Origin of the sequence: Photorhabdus aegyptia (assembly GCF_000612035.1) — a bacterium.
Classification (GTDB): domain Bacteria; phylum Pseudomonadota; class Gammaproteobacteria; order Enterobacterales; family Enterobacteriaceae; genus Photorhabdus; species Photorhabdus akhurstii.
In genome coordinates, this window is record NZ_JFGV01000007.1 from 32,852 (window position 1) to 50,963 (window position 18,112).

Genomic DNA, 18,112 nt, shown 5'->3' on the forward strand with positions numbered 1-18,112 from the left:
AACGCTCCTTTTCATCTATTTTTATATTATCTGGTATTCACACAGGCAAATATTGGTGAACAATTTCACGACCTATTTCAATTGAAGCGGTCGCTGCCGGTGAAGGCGCATTACAAACGTGTAGTGAGCGCACACCGGTCATGATATGAAAATCATCAACCAACTTGCCATCGGCAGTCAGCGCTTGAGCACGCACACCGGCGGGGCCAGGAACAATATCCTCGGCATTAAGTTCAGGAATCAAGCAACGGGCATTAGCAACAAACCGTTTTTTACACAATGAACGGTATATCTCCGCCATTCCTTCACCAAAATAGGTACGTGCAATTTTCCAAAAACCACGGTAGAGCAATATTTCACTCAGATCTTTCAGATTAATATCGGTTTTTTTGTAGCCTTCACGTTTAAATGCCAATACAGCATTCGGACCAATATCACGTTTACCGTTATACATGCGGGTAAAATGTACACCAAGGAAAGGAAAATCTGGATTAGGTACTGGATAGATTAAATGATTGACCAGGTAATTTTTTTCACTATTCAACACATAATATTCACCACGGAAGGGAATAATCTTCACGCCGATATCATAGCCTGATAAACGAGCGATACGATCACTATGCAATCCGGCGCAGTTAATCAACCATTTTGCCTGATAACTATTCTGTGGCGTAACAACTTCTACTCTGTCACTACTCTCTTTAATGGCAGTCACCATTTGACCATAAACCAAGGTAGCGCCACGCAGCTGGATAATTTCCGCCAGTTTATCCGCCACCTCTTTATAGTTCACAATACCAGCATCGGGCACAAGTAACGCCTCCAACCCATTAACGTGTGGCTCGCGCTCATTAAGTTGCAAACGGTTTAGACGGCTAACTTCCAGACCATTTTGCAATCCGCGCTGATAGAGATTTTCCAGTAACGGTAATTCTTTTGGTTGTGTAGCAACAATGACTTTGCCACAACGATCATGGTACAAACCATGCTGGCGACAAAAAGAGAACATGGTTTTATTACCACGCGTCGCCAGGCGAGCCTTCAAGCTGCCAAGTTTATAATAAATGCCTGAATGTACTACATTGCTATTGTGACCGCTTTGATGGCTGGCTGGTGTGTTCTCTTTATCCAACATCAATATCTTGATGCTCGGCTGAGCTTCCTGCAACGCATGAGCAATGCCAAGCCCCACAATACCAATACCGACAATAATATAATCATACATACCTTATTCCCTATTATTGATTCAGCTACCGTTCAGCCCATTTTTCTAGATTTTTTCCAATGAGTAAAACTACACTAATAACAATAGCTGTCAGCACACAATTCGTTGCATTGGAAATACGTTTTCTGATTACATTCAAATCAGTGCAGTAAAAAAGGAAATAACCATAACTGAATAACGTGAAAGAAATTAGGCAGTTATCTAATAAATTAAGTTTTAGCGTGACATATTTTCGCGAAAAAAAAATAAAAAGTATAAAACTTAAGATTATAATGCCCGTTAAGAAACATATATTGAGATAAAACTCTTGTATATTGAACAACATATAAATAATGTTTCATAATTCTGCTACACATAGCCTTCTTCAACCCATTGTTATACATAGGATTATGAGTGGCATAAGATGTAGCGCTATTTTGGAATCTTATTTATTGGCCTTTCAGCTTAATACGTCAGATATTAGGACAGTGGATTTCTCCAGTAGAAACAGTCACGATCGATAAAAATGTTTTGCCGATATTTTTAATTTCCCCCTCAATAGCAAATTCTGATAACCAATATCAGATAAGTTATTATCGGACAATAATTTAATTTCATTGTATTTCATATTTCTTTTCACAATATTAGTCTCCAATAAATAAACAACCTAAATTTGTCTATAACATTACCAATCATCTTGTGGGAAAAATAGGATAAAAATGTGATCAACATATTCAGAAAATGCATTTTCTTATATGGGTTATGCTACAAGAATACGAAATAATCTATTCATATAGAAAAGTTTTTAAGCGAAACTCAAATGACTTACTTGATATCACATTTTTCCTGAATAAATTCGCATCTTGCCGTACAATCCTTCCCTTCCCATCCTAATTTATTTAATTACCGGAAGAACGAATGGACAGACGATTTGTTCAATCCCATAAAGAAGCGCTTTGGGCTGTATTCCTAACGCTTATTTACCTTATTGGCTGGCTATTGACAGCCTATTTACCCAGCGATGCTCCCGGTGTCACCGGCTTACCTCGCTGGTTTGAAATGGCATGTTTGTTACTACCCATCGTATTCATTATCCTCTGCTGGTTAATGGTGAAGTTTATTTTCAAAGAAGTCCCGCTGGAGGATGAGAATGCAAAGTGAAGTTATCTTACCTCTGCTTGGCTATCTTGCACTGGTATTTCTCCTGTCAGTTTACGCTTATCGACGCCACCAGAAAGGTCCCTTCCTGACTGAATATTTCCTTGGCAACCGTTCAATGGGCGGCTTTGTATTGGCAATGACCATTACTGCCACCTATATCAGTGCCAGTTCATTTATCGGCGGGCCAGGAGCAGCCTATAAATATGGTCTGGGATGGGTATTACTGTCGCTGATTCAGTTGCCGGCAATATGGCTTTCCTTGGGCGTATTAGGTAAAAAATTTGCCATTCTCGCCCGTCGCTATAATGCGGTTACTCTTAATGACATGTTATATGCCCGTTATGGCAGCCGTTTTCTGGTTTGGTTTGCCAGCCTAAGTCTTTTAGTCGCTTTTATTGGCGCGATGACCGTTCAATTTATTGGCGGCGCACGCCTGCTGGAAACTGCTGCGGGTATCCCTTATGGCACTGGATTAATGATTTTCGGTATCTCTATCGCTCTCTATACCGCATTTGGAGGGTTCAGAGCGAGTGTCCTCAATGATGCCCTACAAGGGCTGGTAATGCTGTTAGGCACTGTTCTACTGCTGGTGGCGATTATCCATAAGGCGGGAGGTCTGTCGGAAGCAGTCACCACATTACGCGCAATTAATCCTGAACTGGTTTCCCCACAGGGCGCAGACCATATCCTCAGCGGACCTTTCATGGCATCGTTCTGGATACTGGTCTGTTTTGGGGTAATTGGATTACCTCATACTGCCGTTCGTTGCATCTCCTACCGCGATAGCAAAGCTGTTCACCGAGGGATCATCATCGGAACCATCGTCATGACGATCCTCATGTTTGGTATGCACTTAGCAGGAGCAATTGGTCGAGCCATTATTCCTGATCTGACCATTCCCGATCAGGTGATCCCAACATTGATGATCACGGTATTGCCGCCATTCGCTGCTGGAATTTTTCTAGCCGCACCGATGGCCGCCATTATGTCCACAATTAATGCACAACTGCTGCAATCTTCTGCAACCATCGTCAAAGATCTCTACCTAAACCTGTTTCCACAGCAAATCGCACAGGAAAAAAGACTCGCCCGAATTTCCAGTTTTTCTACCCTGATTCTTGGTTTGTTGCTACTTTTAGCCGCCTGGCGCCCACCCGAGATGATTATCTGGCTGAATCTACTGGCTTTCGGTGGCTTACAAGCCGTATTTCTCTGGCCATTAGTACTGGGCCTGTATTGGGAAAAAGCCAATGCCTATGGCGCTATCAGTTCAATGATTACAGGGGCAACAAGCTATACTTTGCTCGCGAGTTTCAATATCAATCTATTGGGCTTCCACCCGATCGTGCCATCATTGCTACTTAGCCTGTTGGCTTTCTGGATGGGCAATACTCTCGGTCAGCGATTACCGCAAAAAGCGCTCAGACTTCATTAAAGGAAAATTTTTTATGCCTTGGATACAACTTCGATTAAATACCACAGGACAGCTCGCTGAATCCCTTGGAGATACTCTGATGGAAAATGGCGCAGTCTCAGTCACCTTTCAAGACAGCCACGATAATCCTGTATTCGAACCCTTACCGGGCGAGACCCGTTTATGGGGAGATACCGATGTCATCGGATTGTATGATGCTGAAACCGATATGAAAGCTGTGATCAGCCAGCTCGAACAAGTTCCTGAGTTGGGTGAAAGATTTATTCATAAAATAGAACAATTGGAAGACAAAGATTGGGAGCGTGAATGGATGGATAACTTCCACCCAATGCGTTTTGGCGAGCGCTTGTGGATTTGTCCAAGCTGGCGCGATGTCCCGGACCCAAACGCAGTCAACGTTATGCTGGACCCTGGACTAGCTTTCGGTACAGGCACTCACCCAACCACATCATTATGCTTGCAATGGCTGGACAGTCTCAATCTGGAAGGTAAAACGGTTATCGATTTTGGTTGCGGTTCCGGCATACTAGCAATTGCTGCGCTAAAGCTCGGTGCAACGCACGCTATTGGCATAGATATCGACCCACAAGCTATTCAGGCCAGCCGAGACAATGCAGAACGTAATGGCGTTCTGGAGCGTTTAACGCTATATTTGGCGAAAGATACACCAACCGATCTTGAATCTGATGTAGTAATTGCTAATATTTTGGCAGGCCCTCTGCGTGAACTCGCCCCTGTGATTGGCGCATTACCAAAACCGGGTGGCCTGTTAGGTCTATCGGGTATTTTAACAAATCAGGCAGAAAGTGTTATTCAGGCTTATACTGATAAATTCGTCATCGATCCTGTTGCGGAACAGGAAGAGTGGTGTCGGATATCTGGGACAAAAATAGCAACAAATTGAAATTATTTTATTTTGTTATAATTTCAAGTGTGAATTTTGATCACTTATTGATGGTAATCCGTGCTATCAGCAAACTTGCTGATAGAAAAATCCTAAGTGACAAACTTTACCAATAACATATAACACCATGTTATTTATGAATAATTATATTTATCCCAGAAGAAAAGCTGGAAAAAAGTTGTAACAAATGACGATTTGCTCAAAGTTTGGCCTTTCATATTTTGCGAAAAATGCGTAATATACGCGCCCTTGCAGTCACAGTATGGCCACTCTTTCTTCGTTTATGCGTATCGGACAATACCAGCTGAAAAACTGTCTTATTGCGGCCCCAATGGCTGGCATAACTGACCGTCCGTTTCGGTCGCTATGTTACAAAATGGGTGCAGGTATGACAGTATCGGAAATGCTATCTTCCAACCCACAGGTCTGGAAGACAGACAAATCCCGGCTACGTATGGTCCACAGTGACGAACCGGGCATTCGTTCCGTGCAAATTGCTGGGAGTGATCCTGATGAAATGGCAGCAGCAGCGAAGATTAATGTCGCTAATGGTGCTCAGATCATTGATATCAACATGGGGTGTCCAGCCAAGAAAGTGAATCGTAAGCTGGCAGGTTCAGCTTTACTGCGTTACCCAGAATTGGTGGAAAAAATTCTTTCTACCGTTGTAAACGCAGTAGATGTTCCTGTTACGCTAAAAATTCGCACTGGATGGTCGCCAGAAGAACAAAACTGTGTAAAGATTGCCCAATTGGCCGAGCATTGTGGTATTCAAGCTCTGACGATCCACGGCAGGACTCGTGCCTGCTTATTTAACGGAGAGGCAGAGTACGACAATATTCGGACAGTTAAGCAGACTGTTGCCATTCCGGTTATTGCCAATGGTGACATTACTGACCCGCTTAAAGCCAGAGCAGTGCTTGAATACACCGGGGCTGATGCCCTGATGATAGGCCGCGCTGCTCAGGGAAGACCCTGGATCTTCCGGGAAATCCAGCATTATCTGGAAACAGGAGAACTGCTGTCACCGATGCCGATTGGCGAAGTACAGCATTTGATGAACGAGCATGTACGGGAATTGCACGACTTTTATGGTCCAGGCAAGGGAGCCCGTATCGCACGTAAGCATGTATCTTGGTATCTCCGGGAACATGCTCCTGATGACCAGTTCCGGCGCACATTCAACACCATAGAGGATGCCAGCGAACAGCTGGAGGTGTTGGGGGCATATTTCGAAAATTTTGCGTAATATAAAGAAAAGAGCTGACAGAACTATGTTCGAACAACGCGTAAATTCTGACGTACTAACCGTTGCTACTGTAAATTCACAAGATCAGGTAACTCAAAAACCTTTACGTGATTCAGTTAAACAAGCACTGAAGAACTATTTTGCTCAATTAAATGGTCAAGATGTTAATGATCTGTATGAGCTGGTATTGGCTGAAGTGGAACAGCCATTGTTGGACATGGTGATGCAATACACCCGTGGCAACCAAACACGCGCTGCCCTGATGATGGGCATCAACCGTGGCACACTGCGTAAGAAATTGAAAAAATATGGCATGAACTAATTACTAAAGTTAGTTCATTAAAAAAGGCGCTGTACCTCTTGGTAAAGTGCCTTTTTTGCCAAACAAAAAAAGTAATGCCGAATTTTGGGGGCCTTACGCAATAAAATGCAGATTATTTAGTTGCCCTGGCAATTATAAAATCTGCATTGAACCTTTCTTTTGCCTGATTGGTTTACCATAATTCCAAATCTTCCCAATGTCAGGTCATTCCGTAACTGATAGGTTATTCTCAGCTTTCATTAAAATGAAGTAATTGGTTACTGCCAACAATAAGATAAAACAACCACAACATATCAAGACAACACCAAGATGTTGGTTCCAACCCGCTAGCGCAAGACCTGTGCCTAACATCAAATAATATAGCAAACCCAATAATGCTCCTGCTGTTCCCAATCTATCCGTATAATTAATCAATGCAGAAGCCAGGATGTTAGGAATTGCAATTCCGTAGGCCACAACAATCAAAATCATAGGCAGAATAAACAACCAAGTATCTTCCAGAACCATTATCAATCCACCACCAATCAGAACAATAACAGAAGCAAGAAACACTAAATTTGATGAATTCCACTGTTTGTTGAGCAAGAGTTTATTCAACCAAGCACCAATGCCTACTCCCGATGCCAAAAATAATCCTGTGTAACCAAACATCTCAGGAGAGAATCCTAACCGTTCAAAATTAAATGGAGCTAATTGGTAATAACTGAACAAACATAAGTTAAAGAGGGCTATCAACAGGGCATTACGCCAAATTGCCATATCCTTGAGCATCATAAGTAAAGTACTTGTGAGTGGTATTATCGCCACTGCTACCGGACGGGTTTCAGGCAGATAAATAGCACCCCAACCCGACAGTAATACCGCGAGTAAAGACAAACCTAAAAAAACGCCTTTATATCCCCAGAAGTACACCAAAATAGAACCACTTATCATGCCAATTGCCGGACTTACTGCCAAAGCTACGCCCACGATAGAAAACACGCGAGCTAATTCACTTCCTTGATAAGAATCTCTCATTATTGTTTGAGTTCCTACCGAGCCCACTGCGGCCCCAAATGCAGATAACATTCTGGCCGCCAATAACAACTCAAACTGACGGCTCAGTAATGCCACTAATGAAGCACCGCTATAGAGTAATAATCCACTCAATATCGTTGGCCGTCTTCCTATGAGATCACACAAACGTCCCCAAATCACCACACCGATGGCGAAAGCAAAAAAATATAAAGATAAAGTTTGAGCAGCTTGTTCGGCACTCACTTTGAATTCCTTTGCGATATCGGTTAACGCCGGGCTATAGATGGTTTCTACAATTTGTGGAAACATCATCAGCACTGTTGCCAAAGTAAGTCCAAGTTTACGTTGCATTGTGTTTTCTTAATCAATTAGACAATAAAACGTAAATTAGCATGCTCTTAATTGTCGTATTATAATAATAAAGACAATTTATTTATCAAATAGGACATCAATATGGCATGGCTTTCTCGTGATGACAGTTTTGATCCTGATAACCTTGGAGTACCGGTAGTGGGAATTGCGGCTGAACTAGGTCAGCATGACTCAGGATTTCATCAACATGAGATGGGGCAATTACTATTCACTCAGCAAGGATGCATCAATATCACCCTGGCAGATCAGTTATGCATACTTCCACCAACTCGGGTTGCCTGGATTCCACCGCGTATTATTCATAGGGCAGAGATAAAAGAATCCGTCGGATACCGCTCGATTTATCTAAATATAAATCAAATCGGACGTTTAGCAGAAAACGTTGAGGTATTGGAAGTTACCCCTCTGTTACGTGAAGTATTAGAGCGAATCGCACTGTCACCTTTCAATACAGATTGGTTACATAAACCTGCGGCTAACCTGTTGGCTGTCTGCCTTGATGAAATCCATCTGGCAAAAAGAGAACCGACATTATTACCGCTCCCTTTTGACCGTCGTTTGGCCCGTATTCCTCTGACCACACTACCACCACCGCTCAAAATATTGGCCATGAATATTGGAGCCAGTGAAAAAACCATCAGTCGGATATTTCGCCGAGAAACAGGACTCAGTTATCAACAGTGGCGACAACAATGGCGTTTAATCAAATCTATAGAATTACTGGCAAAACAGGGTAATTTGTCATCTGTTGCTAGCGAATTAGAATTTGCCAGTGATAGTGCTTTTGCAATCTTTTTCAAGAAAATGACTGGGCGTTCACCAAGGGAATATATGTCTGCTTATAAGGAACGCAGTTATTAAAGTAAATAGCTATTGAAATAATATACAAAAATTGCCGACATCAAAGGAATTATTCACCATATGAATATAGACATCGGCAATTGCATCAAATAATTAAATAAAAGCTAATAACATCCTACGTACATAAAATATACTTGTTAAAAGCTATTATTTTTCATCATCATTTATCAACTGATAAGATACAGCGATATTTGCTGCCTGACCTGCTAATGGGCTGTAGTCACTGGACAAATATACCCCTGCAATATAGTGACTTTCGCCAACATAAAATTTCCTATATCGAGATGTTCCAGGTGCGCCAAATGATAATGAACGACCATCACTCAAAGTAAAGACCGCTTGATCAACAGCACCATTGCCCCATACTTCCAAACTGGTAATTCGACTGCCATTCAGAGAAATAGATGCCGTCTCACCAGATATTGTACCTAATCGATGGCTACTACCATCATCAAATACAACTGTCAGCCCTCCGACTCTCGGAGCCCCTCCAATACGCACAATATGTCCCGTTAACGAATCGATCTTTCTTCTTTTCCCGTCATTAAGAGCCGGTTTGAGAGGTGGAGCCATATCTTTCTCTGGAGTCAATGCCTGAATTCTGGCTTTTGCTGTTTGACGGTCAAAGAAAGTAGAATAACTTAAAACATCAACATAGATTCTATTATTTACTGACTCTGCTTCACTTAATTTATCCCAAATACTGATATATTCAATCCCATGTAAACGACAGTGACCATGAACAGACATCACATTATTTGCAACAGTGTCAGCCGTCGAGTTATTAAGAGCATCATTAAGCTCTCTATCATATATATTATTAATATAACTATTCGCCTGTTCTACCGTCTTTTTGATTAACCCTCGGACTTTTTCAATATCAATATCACTAAGCCCGATTTCATTTCTTCTCTCTAAACCAGCGACCCAATATGTTATCTGCATCATAACCGTAGTAGAAAACATGGGTAATATCTGATAGTTAACATCATCGGAAAAATTATTAAATTTTTTGTGATAACCATCTATATTTTCTGCCAGGTTATTAAAAGCACTCCTCGCTTCTTCAGATCCCGGATGCTTATCAAGAAGATCAGCAACGGTTGCCATTCGTTCTTGTATATATGCAATATCACCAGCAAGGATACCTTTAATCGTCTTTAATGCAGACTCCTCTATCATCCTTTCAATTTGTTTGACAATCCCTTCCCATATATTTTCTTTTGATTGAGGCCAGAATAAACCGACTAAAAAAGATATAGCAGGGCCAACTGAAGGTATAAAAGATATTCCCCCGATGATTGCATTTTTTACAATATCAGTAACATCCCACTCTACTGCACTCGTTTTTACGGCATATTCATTAGCCACAATGGTTCTTATGTCTAAAACATTTTCTGTATGCATAATGGAACCCTTCAATTAAAATGAGATGTTTAAACCAAATTTGCCGTCACATAAGCAACTTTATCCGTATTATTATAGATAACAAATTTACTATAATAAAAAGAGTTATTAGGCACGTTTAACACCTTCTCTTCTCCTAATCCTACATCTATAGAACCAGACTCAAACCATTCAGAGGTAAAACTATGAGACCAGTAAAATTTAGCCGTGACACTATTTGCTAGCCCGGTATTTACAACTCTCAGAGATCTTCTGGATTCTGGAATTATTGGTGTATCTATTCTAAATACTTCCACACTAGCATGAGGTGATATAGTCACATCACTCAAAGGACCAACTGCATTTAAGTCTTTATGTACTGGAACAGGGGAATTAGAGTAAACTTCTGCTTTCTGTTCATCTGAATCAACAACAATAGTTATTCTAGACATATTTATTTTCCTCATTCAAATTTAAATAAGACTGATTCAACTTACATATAAATATTTTCAGAACACAGTATTACCACTTAATTAAAGATACTCTTTAACCATTATAGAACCACTATTACCTTTGAAATTTAATTCCCCAATATATTATGTGGACTTGACATACCACAATAACTCACCAGAACATTAAGATATCCATATTATAATTAATGTCATTAATAAGACATATCTGAAACAAACCACAATAATAAAAAACTATAGCAGATATATATTTCATGTCAACGCTCTGCCTCAATTAAATTACTATTATTTAAGAGTTATTGAAATTATATGATATATAAAAAATACATATAAAAAACATATATAAAAAATTTAAATAGAAATTATTACCATTATGTTATTCACCTGAATTTATAATATTAATATTGGTTACTATAGCGCTATATAATTCTATTCTTTATTTTACAAATTTACCTTTATCCGGTGAAATATAATAATTCGCCAAATTCACTCACAACGTTAAAATGACAAAAAAATATATTTCTGCCATATCCGCATCAATAATATTTTTATTACCAATTGATTATATATTCTACAAGATAACAGATGAACATTCTTAAAATCATTCTCTTTCTGATGAAAGAAAGTTAGCTTAATAATAGAAAAATAATTTTGACTGTAGATTTTAGCTACTCAAATATACTAAATACAATTAATTGACCTTTCATTACTCCACCAATAAACTATATCGCTTAAAATATGACAAAAAAACCCAGAAAAAATAAGGGCGGGTTTCAAGGCATTTGAAACCACACTCGTTGCCCCGACCCCAACTAATACCAAACTTAAAGCATTATTAATGGCGTCCTCACCTTGGGAAAAACAACCTTCCCAGTACTACGAGGATAATCAACCATCTTAATTCCTTTCCTGTGAAAAAGAATATGTCTCTATCCTCCCAAATACGCATTTCTCACAGCTTCATTAACCAATAATGCAGATCCACTGTCTTCTAGTACGATCTTACCGTTTTCCAATACATATCCTCGGTCAGCCAATTTCAACGCCTGATTTGCATTCTGCTCAACCAAAAAGATTGTCATCCCCTCTTCCCTCAACTGCTGAATAGTATCGAAAATCTGAATAATCACTATCGGCGCCAATCCCAATGAAGGCTCATCCAGCAACAATAATTGTGGCTGGCTCATTAAAGCGCGACCAATTGCCAACATTTGCTGTTCACCACCGGACATCGTTCCAGCCCGCTGGTGACGCCTTTCCTGTAAACGCGGGAATAAATCATAAACCCGCTCAAGGCTCTTCGGATACTGAGTCCTATCAGCAAAAAAGCCGCCCATTGCCAAATTCTCTTCCACTGTCATACGAGCAAACACTCTGCGCCCCTCGGGAACAATCGCAATGTCCTCACGCATAATACGAGATGTCGGCCATTGGGTGATCTCCTTACCACGAAAAATTATGGAACCTTCGGTTGCTCTGGGTTCACTACATAAGGTACTGAGCAACGTTGTTTTTCCTGCGCCATTTGCACCAATTAGAGTGACGATTTCCCCCTGCTGAATATTCAGGCTGACCTGATGTAATACCTGAACTTCTCCATAATGGGCAGATACCCGATTAAATTCCAACATAATTAATACACCTCACCCAGATATGCCCGGATAACATCCGGGTTGTTACGAATCTCTTCTGGCCGTCCTTGCGCTAAAGACATTCCCTGATTAACAACATAGATACGATCTGATATTCCCATCACCAATTTCATATCATGCTCGATCAACAATACAGAAACTTGATGATATTCCCTCAGTTCAGCAATTAAAGCATTAAGCTCTGCTGTCTCTTTTGGATTCAGCCCCGCAGCAGGTTCATCCAGCATCAAAATCTGCGGACGAGCTACCATACAGCGGGCAATCTCCAAACGCCGTTGCTGACCGTATGCTAGATTACCGGCCTGTCTGTTTGCCAGTGGTAATAAACCAATCCGTTCTAACCAAGTTATGGCCCAATCTACAGCCTTAGATTCTGCCCGGCGGAATGCCGACGTTTTAAAAAGACCGGCAAAAAGACCCCTTTTCAGGTGCTGATGCTGCGCTACTAATAGATTTTCAATCACCGTCATCTCTCGGAACAACCGCACATGCTGGAATGTTCTGATAATGCCCATACGTGCAATCACCTGCCCAGATAACCCTTCCAAATGTTTCTCCCGCAACTTTATGGTACCGCTAGTCGGACAGTAAAATCCGGTCAGACAATTAAAGATCGTGGTTTTCCCAGCACCATTAGGGCCAATAAGAGAAACAATTTCCCCCTGATTTAGCCTCAAGGCAATGTTGTTAACCGCCAGCAAGCCACCGAAGCGCATGGTCAGATCGGAAACTTGCAATAATGGCGTTGCACTCATGCTTGCTTTCCTCCCTGTACCGGTCGTTCCAATTTAACATGACGGCGTTTTGTCGGTAGCAACCCTTGCGGGCGCCAAATCATCATCAATACCATCATTACCCCTAGCAGCAACATACTGTAGGCATTCAGGTCACGCATCATCTCACGGGAAACCACCAACAAAACGGCCGCCAGAATCACCGCAGTCTGTGAGCCCATCCCTCCAAGTACTACAATCGCCAGCACAAAAGCAGATTCAACAAACGTGAAGGACTCCGGGCTGACGAACCCCTGCCGGGCAGCAAATAAAGTACCAGCAAAACCGGCAAATGCAGCACTGATAGTAAATGCAGCTAGTTTAATTCGGGTTGGACTTAAACCAAGAGAGCGACAAGCAATCTCATCTTCACGCAGCGCTTCCCATGCCCGGCCTAATGGCATACGCAGTAGCCGATTAATAATAAATACTGTCAGTATTACCAACAGTAACACCACCAGATAGAGGAAGATGACCCGATCACTGGGATCATATTTCAAGCCAAAGAAGCCGTGGAAAGTATCCCAACCTCCCTCTTTCACACTGCGGTTAAATTCCAATCCGAAGAAAGTCGGTTTTGGGATTTGGCTGATACCATTCGGACCACCGGTTATTTCAGTATTATTCAACAGTAGAATGCGAACAATTTCACCAAAACCAAGGGTAACAATTGCCAGATAGTCACCTCGCAATCGCAATACCGGAAAGCCTAATAACAGCCCCGATAAAGCCGCCGTTAACCCCGCCAGCGGTAAGCTCTGCCAAAATCCTAATCCGTAATAGTGACTTAACAAAGCGTAGGTATAAGCACCGATAGCATAAAAACCTGCATACCCAAGTACCAGCAACCCCGACAAACCAACCACGACATTCAAACCCAACCCTAGCATGACATAAATTAACGTCAGCGTAGCAATATCAACACTACCACGGGAGACAATAAACGGCCAGACAATTGCAGCAATAATGACCAATATTGCCAGTAACTTTTGCCTTTTAGTTGAGCCATCGAAATCCGGCAACGACCAGCTTTTAATTGGCACTTTCTTCATTGTCTGCTGAACAACCGGACGCAATAGCTGGAACAGAAAAACAATCGCACAGCCAATACCAATCCATAACCATCGCACTTCATCAGCACGATGGACGACCAACTTCGTGCCGTCCAGCGACAACTGCATTCCCATCATAAAGGCAGACAACACAAATAAAACGACTGAGGCGATAACGGCATTCATCCAATTGGCATGTTTCATACTTTTTCTACCTCTGGACGGCCTAAAATTCCAGTGGGCATAAACAACAGCACAACAATGAGTAAAGCAAAGGAAACGGCATCTTTATATTCTGTGCTCAAATAAGCAGAAGTTAGGGCTTCTGAAATTCCCAAGATCAAGCCACCAATCATCGCTCCCGGGATACTGCCAATTCCTCCCAATACCGCTGCGGTGAAAGCTTTCATTCCTGCCATAAAACCGATATACGGATTTATCACACTGTAGAACTGCCCCAACAAAACACCAGCTACCGCGGCCATTACCGCTCCGATAACAAAGGTCAAGGAAATCACTCTGTTAGTATTGATCCCCAACAAACTGGCCATTTTCAGATCTTCCGCACAAGCACGGCAGGCACGTCCCATACGGGAATAGCGAATAAACAGTGTCAATATCAGCATGGCAAGAAATGTCACTATCCAGATGGTCAGTTGCATTGCGCTAAGACTGGCAGAAAATCCATCGCTTTCACCTAATACCCACTGTCCGGTAATCAGGCTAGGCAAGGCCAGATCGCGAGAACTTTGTGACAGGCTGACATAGTTTTGCAAGAAAATAGACATCCCAATCGCTGAAATCAGGGCAATCAGGCGTTTGGAATGGCGAACAGGTCTGTAAGCCACTCGTTCAATACTCCAACCATAAGCAGCAGCAATGACAATTGATGTTAAAAAAGCGGCAGTAATCAGCAACCAGCCCAAATCAATTCCCATCATGATAAGAGCCGCAATCACAATAAAGGAGACATAGCTACCAATCATGTAAACTTCACCATGAGCGAAGTTAATCATCCCGATAATGCCGTAAACCATCGTATAACCAATGGCAATCAATGCATAAGTACTACCCAGAGTCACTCCATTTAACATCTGTTGTAAAAAATAGAGAAATTGCTCCGACATACGTTGTACCTCTGGAATAGCAGCGCCTGGCAAACAGACGCTGATGACCGTTCTAATGACTTTACTTCACAGAAGTGGAAGAACCATCTGCATGCCATTCAAAAATACCGAATTCGAATCCTTTTAGATCGCCAACAGCATTCCAGCTCAGTGTTCCCATTACGGTATCCACTGGATTCGCTTTCAAGTCTTTCACCAAATCAGTCGGTTCCATACTACCGGTACGGTTCATTGCCGCGGCCAGAGATTGCAGAGCGGCATAGGTGGTCCAGACGAACGGGCCTGTCGGATCGCTTTTCTTACCTTTGATCGCCTCAACAATAGCTTTGTTCACCGGCACCTGATCGTAACGCTTAGGTAATGTGACTAACATGCCCTCGGAAGCGGCTCCGGCGATATTGGATAACGAGGAGTTACCTACACCTTCCGGCCCCATAAAACGAATATTCAGACCGGACTGCTTAGCCTGCCGCAGAATTTGCCCCATTTCAGGGTAGTAGCCGCCAAAATAGACAAAATCCACATTTTCTTTTTTCAGGCGGGCAACCAGAGCCGAAAAATCTTTATCACCAGCCGTGACGCCTTCAAACAGGACAATATTGGCTCCCGCTTTTTTCAACTTATCGAGAACAGATCGCGCTAATCCTTCACCGTATTGCTGTTTATCATGAACAATAGCTATACGCTGAGGTTTAATCTTTTCAGCAATATATTTCGCTGCCGTTGGTCCCTGATCAGAATCCAGCCCGGTAGTACGCAGAATCATCTGGTAGCCACGAGTTGTCAGATCGGCATTGGTTGCCGCTGGTGTAATCATTATGACACCTTCATCTTCGTAGATGTCAGATGCCGGTTGAGTAGACGAAGAGCATAAGTGGCCGATAACATAACGAATGTTATCATTAATCACTTTATTCGCGACGGCCACAGCCTGTTTCGGGTCACACGCATCATCATATTCAACGCCCACCAGCTTATTGCCATTAATGCCCCCTTTAGCATTGATATCTGCAATTGCCTGACGGGCGCCAGTAAATTCCATATCACCATATTGCGCAACTGGACCAGACATTGCCCCCACAATCGCCACTTTGATCTCTTGCGCCCACAGTGAGTGACTCATCATCATGACAATACAACCTGCTAATAGGCTTTTACCTGTTATGACTTTCATTTTATTTATCCCCGTGTTGTTATTAATCTAATTTATTGTGCTTACCTTTTAGATCTCCGATTATCTAATGGGATAACCGTGATCTTTTGTGATCTCTGATTAGATAAAGTAATTTTTATGAATAAGATTTTATTTTTCATGTTATTAAAATAGCATTTCATGCTTAAAATCAAATGAACAAGGTAGCTAAAAGCATTAATTACAGAATAAAATACCGCCAAAATTGATTGGAATTTAGACAAAATATAGTGTGATATTCTGGTTAAATATTAGTAAAGCAATCTTTCGCTCGAAATATCGATCATGTTAAAAACATTTTTCCAGTAATGTATAAAAGCGGTTACACGACACTCCATTGAGCTATTCAACTAAAATTAATATGGAAAAACCATGAAGCTAACTATTGAACAACTTACTGTTTTATCAACACAAGATACAATTGATCTGAAAAAAATATGGCCTCAGCAAACACCTGAACAGTGGCAAATCTATCTAAAAAACGGCAATAAACTGTTCGCTGCCCGTTTTAATGATAGATTACTAGCCGCAGTAAAAGTGACTTTCAATGATCAATCCGGCCTGCTTAAAGATTTATGTGTCCGTGAAATAACACGCCGCCGGGGAGTGGGTTTATATTTGATAAATGAAATAAAAGCTCAGCATCCCACAGTTAACCAGTGGAAATTAAGCCTTGAAGGGTTCTCCGATGCTAACGAACCAACATTAAAAGGTTTTATGAGTGCCTGTGGTTTTTACTACGATCCCAAGTCAAGTTCTTATTCTAGCTGACCCATTTTCCAGACCGCCGCCACATTGCGGGCAGTCACCCTCAAATTCTCATGCCCGCAAGCAAGAGCGTCAGAAAGAGAACAAACGCCGGGCATAATTGAGAAAACAGCATCCAATCCGTGCTCATGAACGATGCTATAGTTCTGACTTATACTGCCAACCAATGCGATGGTTGAAATAGCATACTTTTTGGCGATACGAGCAACACCAATCGGCGTTTTACCGTAAATAGTCTGGCTATCCATTCGGCCTTCACCAGTAATAACCAGATCAGCGCCTTGGACTGCCTTTTCCAATTCCAGCGTGGAGATAACAATATCAATGCCCGGTTGCAATTTAGCGCCCAGCCAACCAAGTAGAGGAACGCCCATTCCCCCTGCCGCTCCCGCACCGGGTACGTCAATGACCTTAATGCCGGTCAGTAATTCAATTTTTTCACCATAATGGCGCAGAGCCGCATCCAATTCTTTCACCATCTCTGGTGTTGCCCCTTTCTGTGGCCCGAAAATAGCAGATGCTCCAAACTCGCCACATAACGGGTTAGTCACATCACAGGCGACGATAATTTCAGTCTGACTCAAACGCGCATCCAAACCAGAAAGATCAATTTTAGCAAGCCGACTTAACGCAGCCCCGCCAAGCTCCAGCTCTTTTCCATCAGAATCAAGCAAACAGGCCCCCAACGCCTGCATCATACCGGCACCGCCATCATTAGTCGCGCTACCGCCAATCCCTAAAATTACCTTTCTGGCACCTTGATCTAAAACGGCCAACATCAGCTCACCGGTACCATAAGTCGTGGTTATCAACGGATTACGCTTTTCCATCGGCACCAGATGTAAGCCAGAAGCCGCCGCCATTTCAATAACAGCGGTTTCTCCATCACCTAGTACGCCGAAAAAACTATCCACCGGCTGATTTAACGGACCAGTAACCGACAGGTGTACAACTCTCCCATTGGTGGCTGCAACCATCGATTCAACCGTACCTTCACCGCCATCTGCCATCGGCAATTTAATGTATTCGGCTTGTGGATAGATTTCCCTAAATCCTTGCTCTATCGCTTCAGCGGCCTGTAAGGCGCTGAGACTTTCTTTAAATGAATCAGGCGCAATAATAATTTTCATAGATCCTCCGCAAGGAAACCCTCGACTTTAGAGAGTG

17 protein-coding genes are annotated in these 18,112 nt (G+C 42.1%); 7 read left to right on the top strand and 10 right to left on the bottom strand.

Going from position 1 to position 18,112, the window contains the following annotated elements; translation table 11 throughout:
• Positions 1 to 37: 37 nt before the first annotated feature.
• Positions 38 to 1,225 (bottom strand): L-2-hydroxyglutarate oxidase, encoded by a 1,188-nt coding sequence (gene lhgO, locus BA1DRAFT_RS03100; protein WP_036776010.1) that lies wholly within the window; start codon positions 1,223 to 1,225, stop codon positions 38 to 40.
• 897 nt (positions 1,226 to 2,122) lie between these two features.
• Between lhgO and BA1DRAFT_RS03105 the strand changes: the two genes are divergently transcribed.
• The 5 genes from BA1DRAFT_RS03105 to fis all read left to right on the top strand — a co-directional run bounded on the left by BA1DRAFT_RS03105 (position 2,123) and on the right by fis (position 6,275).
• Positions 2,123 to 2,365, top strand: a complete 243-nt coding sequence (locus tag BA1DRAFT_RS03105; RefSeq protein ID WP_036776011.1) for a YhdT family protein — start codon at positions 2,123 to 2,125, stop codon at positions 2,363 to 2,365.
• Positions 2,355 to 3,800, top strand: a complete 1,446-nt coding sequence (gene panF, locus BA1DRAFT_RS03110; protein ID WP_036776012.1) for a sodium/pantothenate symporter — start codon at positions 2,355 to 2,357, stop codon at positions 3,798 to 3,800. Before BA1DRAFT_RS03105 ends, panF begins: the two co-directional genes overlap by 11 nt.
• A 13-nt stretch (positions 3,801 to 3,813) precedes the next feature.
• Positions 3,814 to 4,704 (top strand): 50S ribosomal protein L11 methyltransferase, encoded by an 891-nt coding sequence (gene prmA / locus BA1DRAFT_RS03115; RefSeq protein ID WP_036776014.1) that lies wholly within the window; start codon positions 3,814 to 3,816, stop codon positions 4,702 to 4,704.
• Between the two features lie 283 nt (positions 4,705 to 4,987).
• Positions 4,988 to 5,953, top strand: coding sequence for a tRNA dihydrouridine synthase DusB (gene dusB / locus BA1DRAFT_RS03120; protein ID WP_036776082.1), 966 nt, complete (start codon positions 4,988 to 4,990; stop codon positions 5,951 to 5,953).
• A gap of 25 nt (positions 5,954 to 5,978) precedes the next feature.
• The gene (gene fis / locus BA1DRAFT_RS03125) at positions 5,979 to 6,275 is read left to right on the top strand and encodes a DNA-binding transcriptional regulator Fis (RefSeq protein ID WP_010847912.1); all 297 of its coding nucleotides are present in this window, start codon (positions 5,979 to 5,981) and stop codon (positions 6,273 to 6,275) included.
• Between the two features lie 204 nt (positions 6,276 to 6,479).
• Here fis and BA1DRAFT_RS03130 read toward each other — a convergent pair whose 3' ends face one another.
• Complete coding sequence (locus BA1DRAFT_RS03130; protein ID WP_036776015.1) at positions 6,480 to 7,643, bottom strand: Bcr/CflA family efflux MFS transporter; 1,164 nt, start codon at positions 7,641 to 7,643, stop codon at positions 6,480 to 6,482.
• A 102-nt stretch (positions 7,644 to 7,745) separates the two neighbouring features.
• On the opposite strand from BA1DRAFT_RS03130, the gene BA1DRAFT_RS03135 reads away from it, so the two are divergent.
• Entirely contained in the window at positions 7,746 to 8,525 is a 780-nt protein-coding gene (locus BA1DRAFT_RS03135; RefSeq protein WP_036776016.1) for an AraC family transcriptional regulator, read from the top strand.
• 147 nt (positions 8,526 to 8,672) lie between these two features.
• Here the strand turns inward: BA1DRAFT_RS03135 and BA1DRAFT_RS03140 are convergent, their stop codons facing one another.
• From BA1DRAFT_RS03140 to BA1DRAFT_RS03170, 7 genes are all read right to left on the bottom strand, one after another.
• Positions 8,673 to 9,932, bottom strand: a complete 1,260-nt coding sequence (locus tag BA1DRAFT_RS03140) for an insecticidal delta-endotoxin Cry8Ea1 family protein (RefSeq protein WP_051560631.1) — start codon at positions 9,930 to 9,932, stop codon at positions 8,673 to 8,675.
• A gap of 29 nt (positions 9,933 to 9,961) precedes the next feature.
• Positions 9,962 to 10,363 carry a hypothetical protein gene (locus BA1DRAFT_RS03145; RefSeq protein WP_036776017.1) on the bottom strand — a complete coding sequence of 134 codons (402 nt, stop codon included), beginning with the start codon at positions 10,361 to 10,363 and terminating at the stop codon, positions 9,962 to 9,964.
• A 947-nt stretch (positions 10,364 to 11,310) separates the two neighbouring features.
• Positions 11,311 to 12,012, bottom strand: a complete 702-nt coding sequence (gene livF, locus BA1DRAFT_RS03150) for a high-affinity branched-chain amino acid ABC transporter ATP-binding protein LivF (RefSeq protein WP_036776018.1) — start codon at positions 12,010 to 12,012, stop codon at positions 11,311 to 11,313.
• Positions 12,013 to 12,014: 2 nt separating this feature from the next.
• Positions 12,015 to 12,788 carry a high-affinity branched-chain amino acid ABC transporter ATP-binding protein LivG gene (gene livG / locus BA1DRAFT_RS03155; protein ID WP_036776019.1) on the bottom strand — a complete coding sequence of 258 codons (774 nt, stop codon included), beginning with the start codon at positions 12,786 to 12,788 and terminating at the stop codon, positions 12,015 to 12,017.
• Positions 12,785 to 14,062 carry a high-affinity branched-chain amino acid ABC transporter permease LivM gene (locus BA1DRAFT_RS03160; protein ID WP_036776020.1) on the bottom strand — a complete coding sequence of 426 codons (1,278 nt, stop codon included), beginning with the start codon at positions 14,060 to 14,062 and terminating at the stop codon, positions 12,785 to 12,787. The genes livG and BA1DRAFT_RS03160 overlap by 4 nt, the downstream gene beginning before the upstream one ends.
• Positions 14,059 to 14,985, bottom strand: coding sequence for a high-affinity branched-chain amino acid ABC transporter permease LivH (gene livH / locus BA1DRAFT_RS03165; RefSeq protein WP_036776022.1), 927 nt, complete (start codon positions 14,983 to 14,985; stop codon positions 14,059 to 14,061). The genes BA1DRAFT_RS03160 and livH overlap by 4 nt, the downstream gene beginning before the upstream one ends.
• 61 nt (positions 14,986 to 15,046) lie before the next feature.
• Entirely contained in the window at positions 15,047 to 16,159 is a 1,113-nt protein-coding gene (locus tag BA1DRAFT_RS03170) for a branched-chain amino acid ABC transporter substrate-binding protein (protein ID WP_036776023.1), read from the bottom strand.
• Positions 16,160 to 16,549: 390 nt separating this feature from the next.
• Here BA1DRAFT_RS03170 and panM point away from each other — a divergent pair, with 390 nt between their 5' ends.
• Complete coding sequence (panM, locus tag BA1DRAFT_RS03175; protein ID WP_036776024.1) at positions 16,550 to 16,948, top strand: aspartate 1-decarboxylase autocleavage activator PanM; 399 nt, start codon at positions 16,550 to 16,552, stop codon at positions 16,946 to 16,948.
• Here panM and BA1DRAFT_RS03180 read toward each other — a convergent pair.
• Positions 16,936 to 18,075 (bottom strand): glycerate kinase, encoded by a 1,140-nt coding sequence (locus BA1DRAFT_RS03180; RefSeq protein WP_036776025.1) that lies wholly within the window; start codon positions 18,073 to 18,075, stop codon positions 16,936 to 16,938. The two genes, panM and BA1DRAFT_RS03180, sit on opposite strands and share 13 nt — an antisense overlap.
• Positions 18,076 to 18,112 lie beyond the last annotated feature (37 nt).

Bases quoted from the DNA above. Each gene is read 5' to 3' on its own strand.
- panF (WP_036776012.1), top strand. From the start codon at position 2,355: ATGCAAAGTGAAGTTATCTTACCTCTGCTTGGCTATCTTGCACTGGTA.
- livF (WP_036776018.1), bottom strand. From the start codon at position 12,012: ATGTTGGAATTTAATCGGGTATCTGCCCATTATGGAGAAGTTCAGGTA.
- BA1DRAFT_RS03135 (WP_036776016.1), top strand. From the start codon at position 7,746: ATGGCATGGCTTTCTCGTGATGACAGTTTTGATCCTGATAACCTTGGA.
- BA1DRAFT_RS03160 (WP_036776020.1), bottom strand. From the start codon at position 14,062: ATGAAACATGCCAATTGGATGAATGCCGTTATCGCCTCAGTCGTTTTA.
- BA1DRAFT_RS03170 (WP_036776023.1), bottom strand. From the start codon at position 16,159: ATGAAAGTCATAACAGGTAAAAGCCTATTAGCAGGTTGTATTGTCATG.
- prmA (WP_036776014.1), top strand. From the start codon at position 3,814: ATGCCTTGGATACAACTTCGATTAAATACCACAGGACAGCTCGCTGAA.
- livG (WP_036776019.1), bottom strand. From the start codon at position 12,788: ATGAGTGCAACGCCATTATTGCAAGTTTCCGATCTGACCATGCGCTTC.
- BA1DRAFT_RS03105 (WP_036776011.1), top strand. From the start codon at position 2,123: ATGGACAGACGATTTGTTCAATCCCATAAAGAAGCGCTTTGGGCTGTA.
- fis (WP_010847912.1), top strand. From the start codon at position 5,979: ATGTTCGAACAACGCGTAAATTCTGACGTACTAACCGTTGCTACTGTA.
- panM (WP_036776024.1), top strand. From the start codon at position 16,550: ATGAAGCTAACTATTGAACAACTTACTGTTTTATCAACACAAGATACA.
- BA1DRAFT_RS03145 (WP_036776017.1), bottom strand. From the start codon at position 10,363: ATGTCTAGAATAACTATTGTTGTTGATTCAGATGAACAGAAAGCAGAA.
- BA1DRAFT_RS03180 (WP_036776025.1), bottom strand. From the start codon at position 18,075: ATGAAAATTATTATTGCGCCTGATTCATTTAAAGAAAGTCTCAGCGCC.
- livH (WP_036776022.1), bottom strand. From the start codon at position 14,985: ATGTCGGAGCAATTTCTCTATTTTTTACAACAGATGTTAAATGGAGTG.
- BA1DRAFT_RS03130 (WP_036776015.1), bottom strand. From the start codon at position 7,643: ATGCAACGTAAACTTGGACTTACTTTGGCAACAGTGCTGATGATGTTT.
- BA1DRAFT_RS03140 (WP_051560631.1), bottom strand. From the start codon at position 9,932: ATGCATACAGAAAATGTTTTAGACATAAGAACCATTGTGGCTAATGAA.
- dusB (WP_036776082.1), top strand. From the start codon at position 4,988: ATGCGTATCGGACAATACCAGCTGAAAAACTGTCTTATTGCGGCCCCA.
- lhgO (WP_036776010.1), bottom strand. From the start codon at position 1,225: ATGTATGATTATATTATTGTCGGTATTGGTATTGTGGGGCTTGGCATT.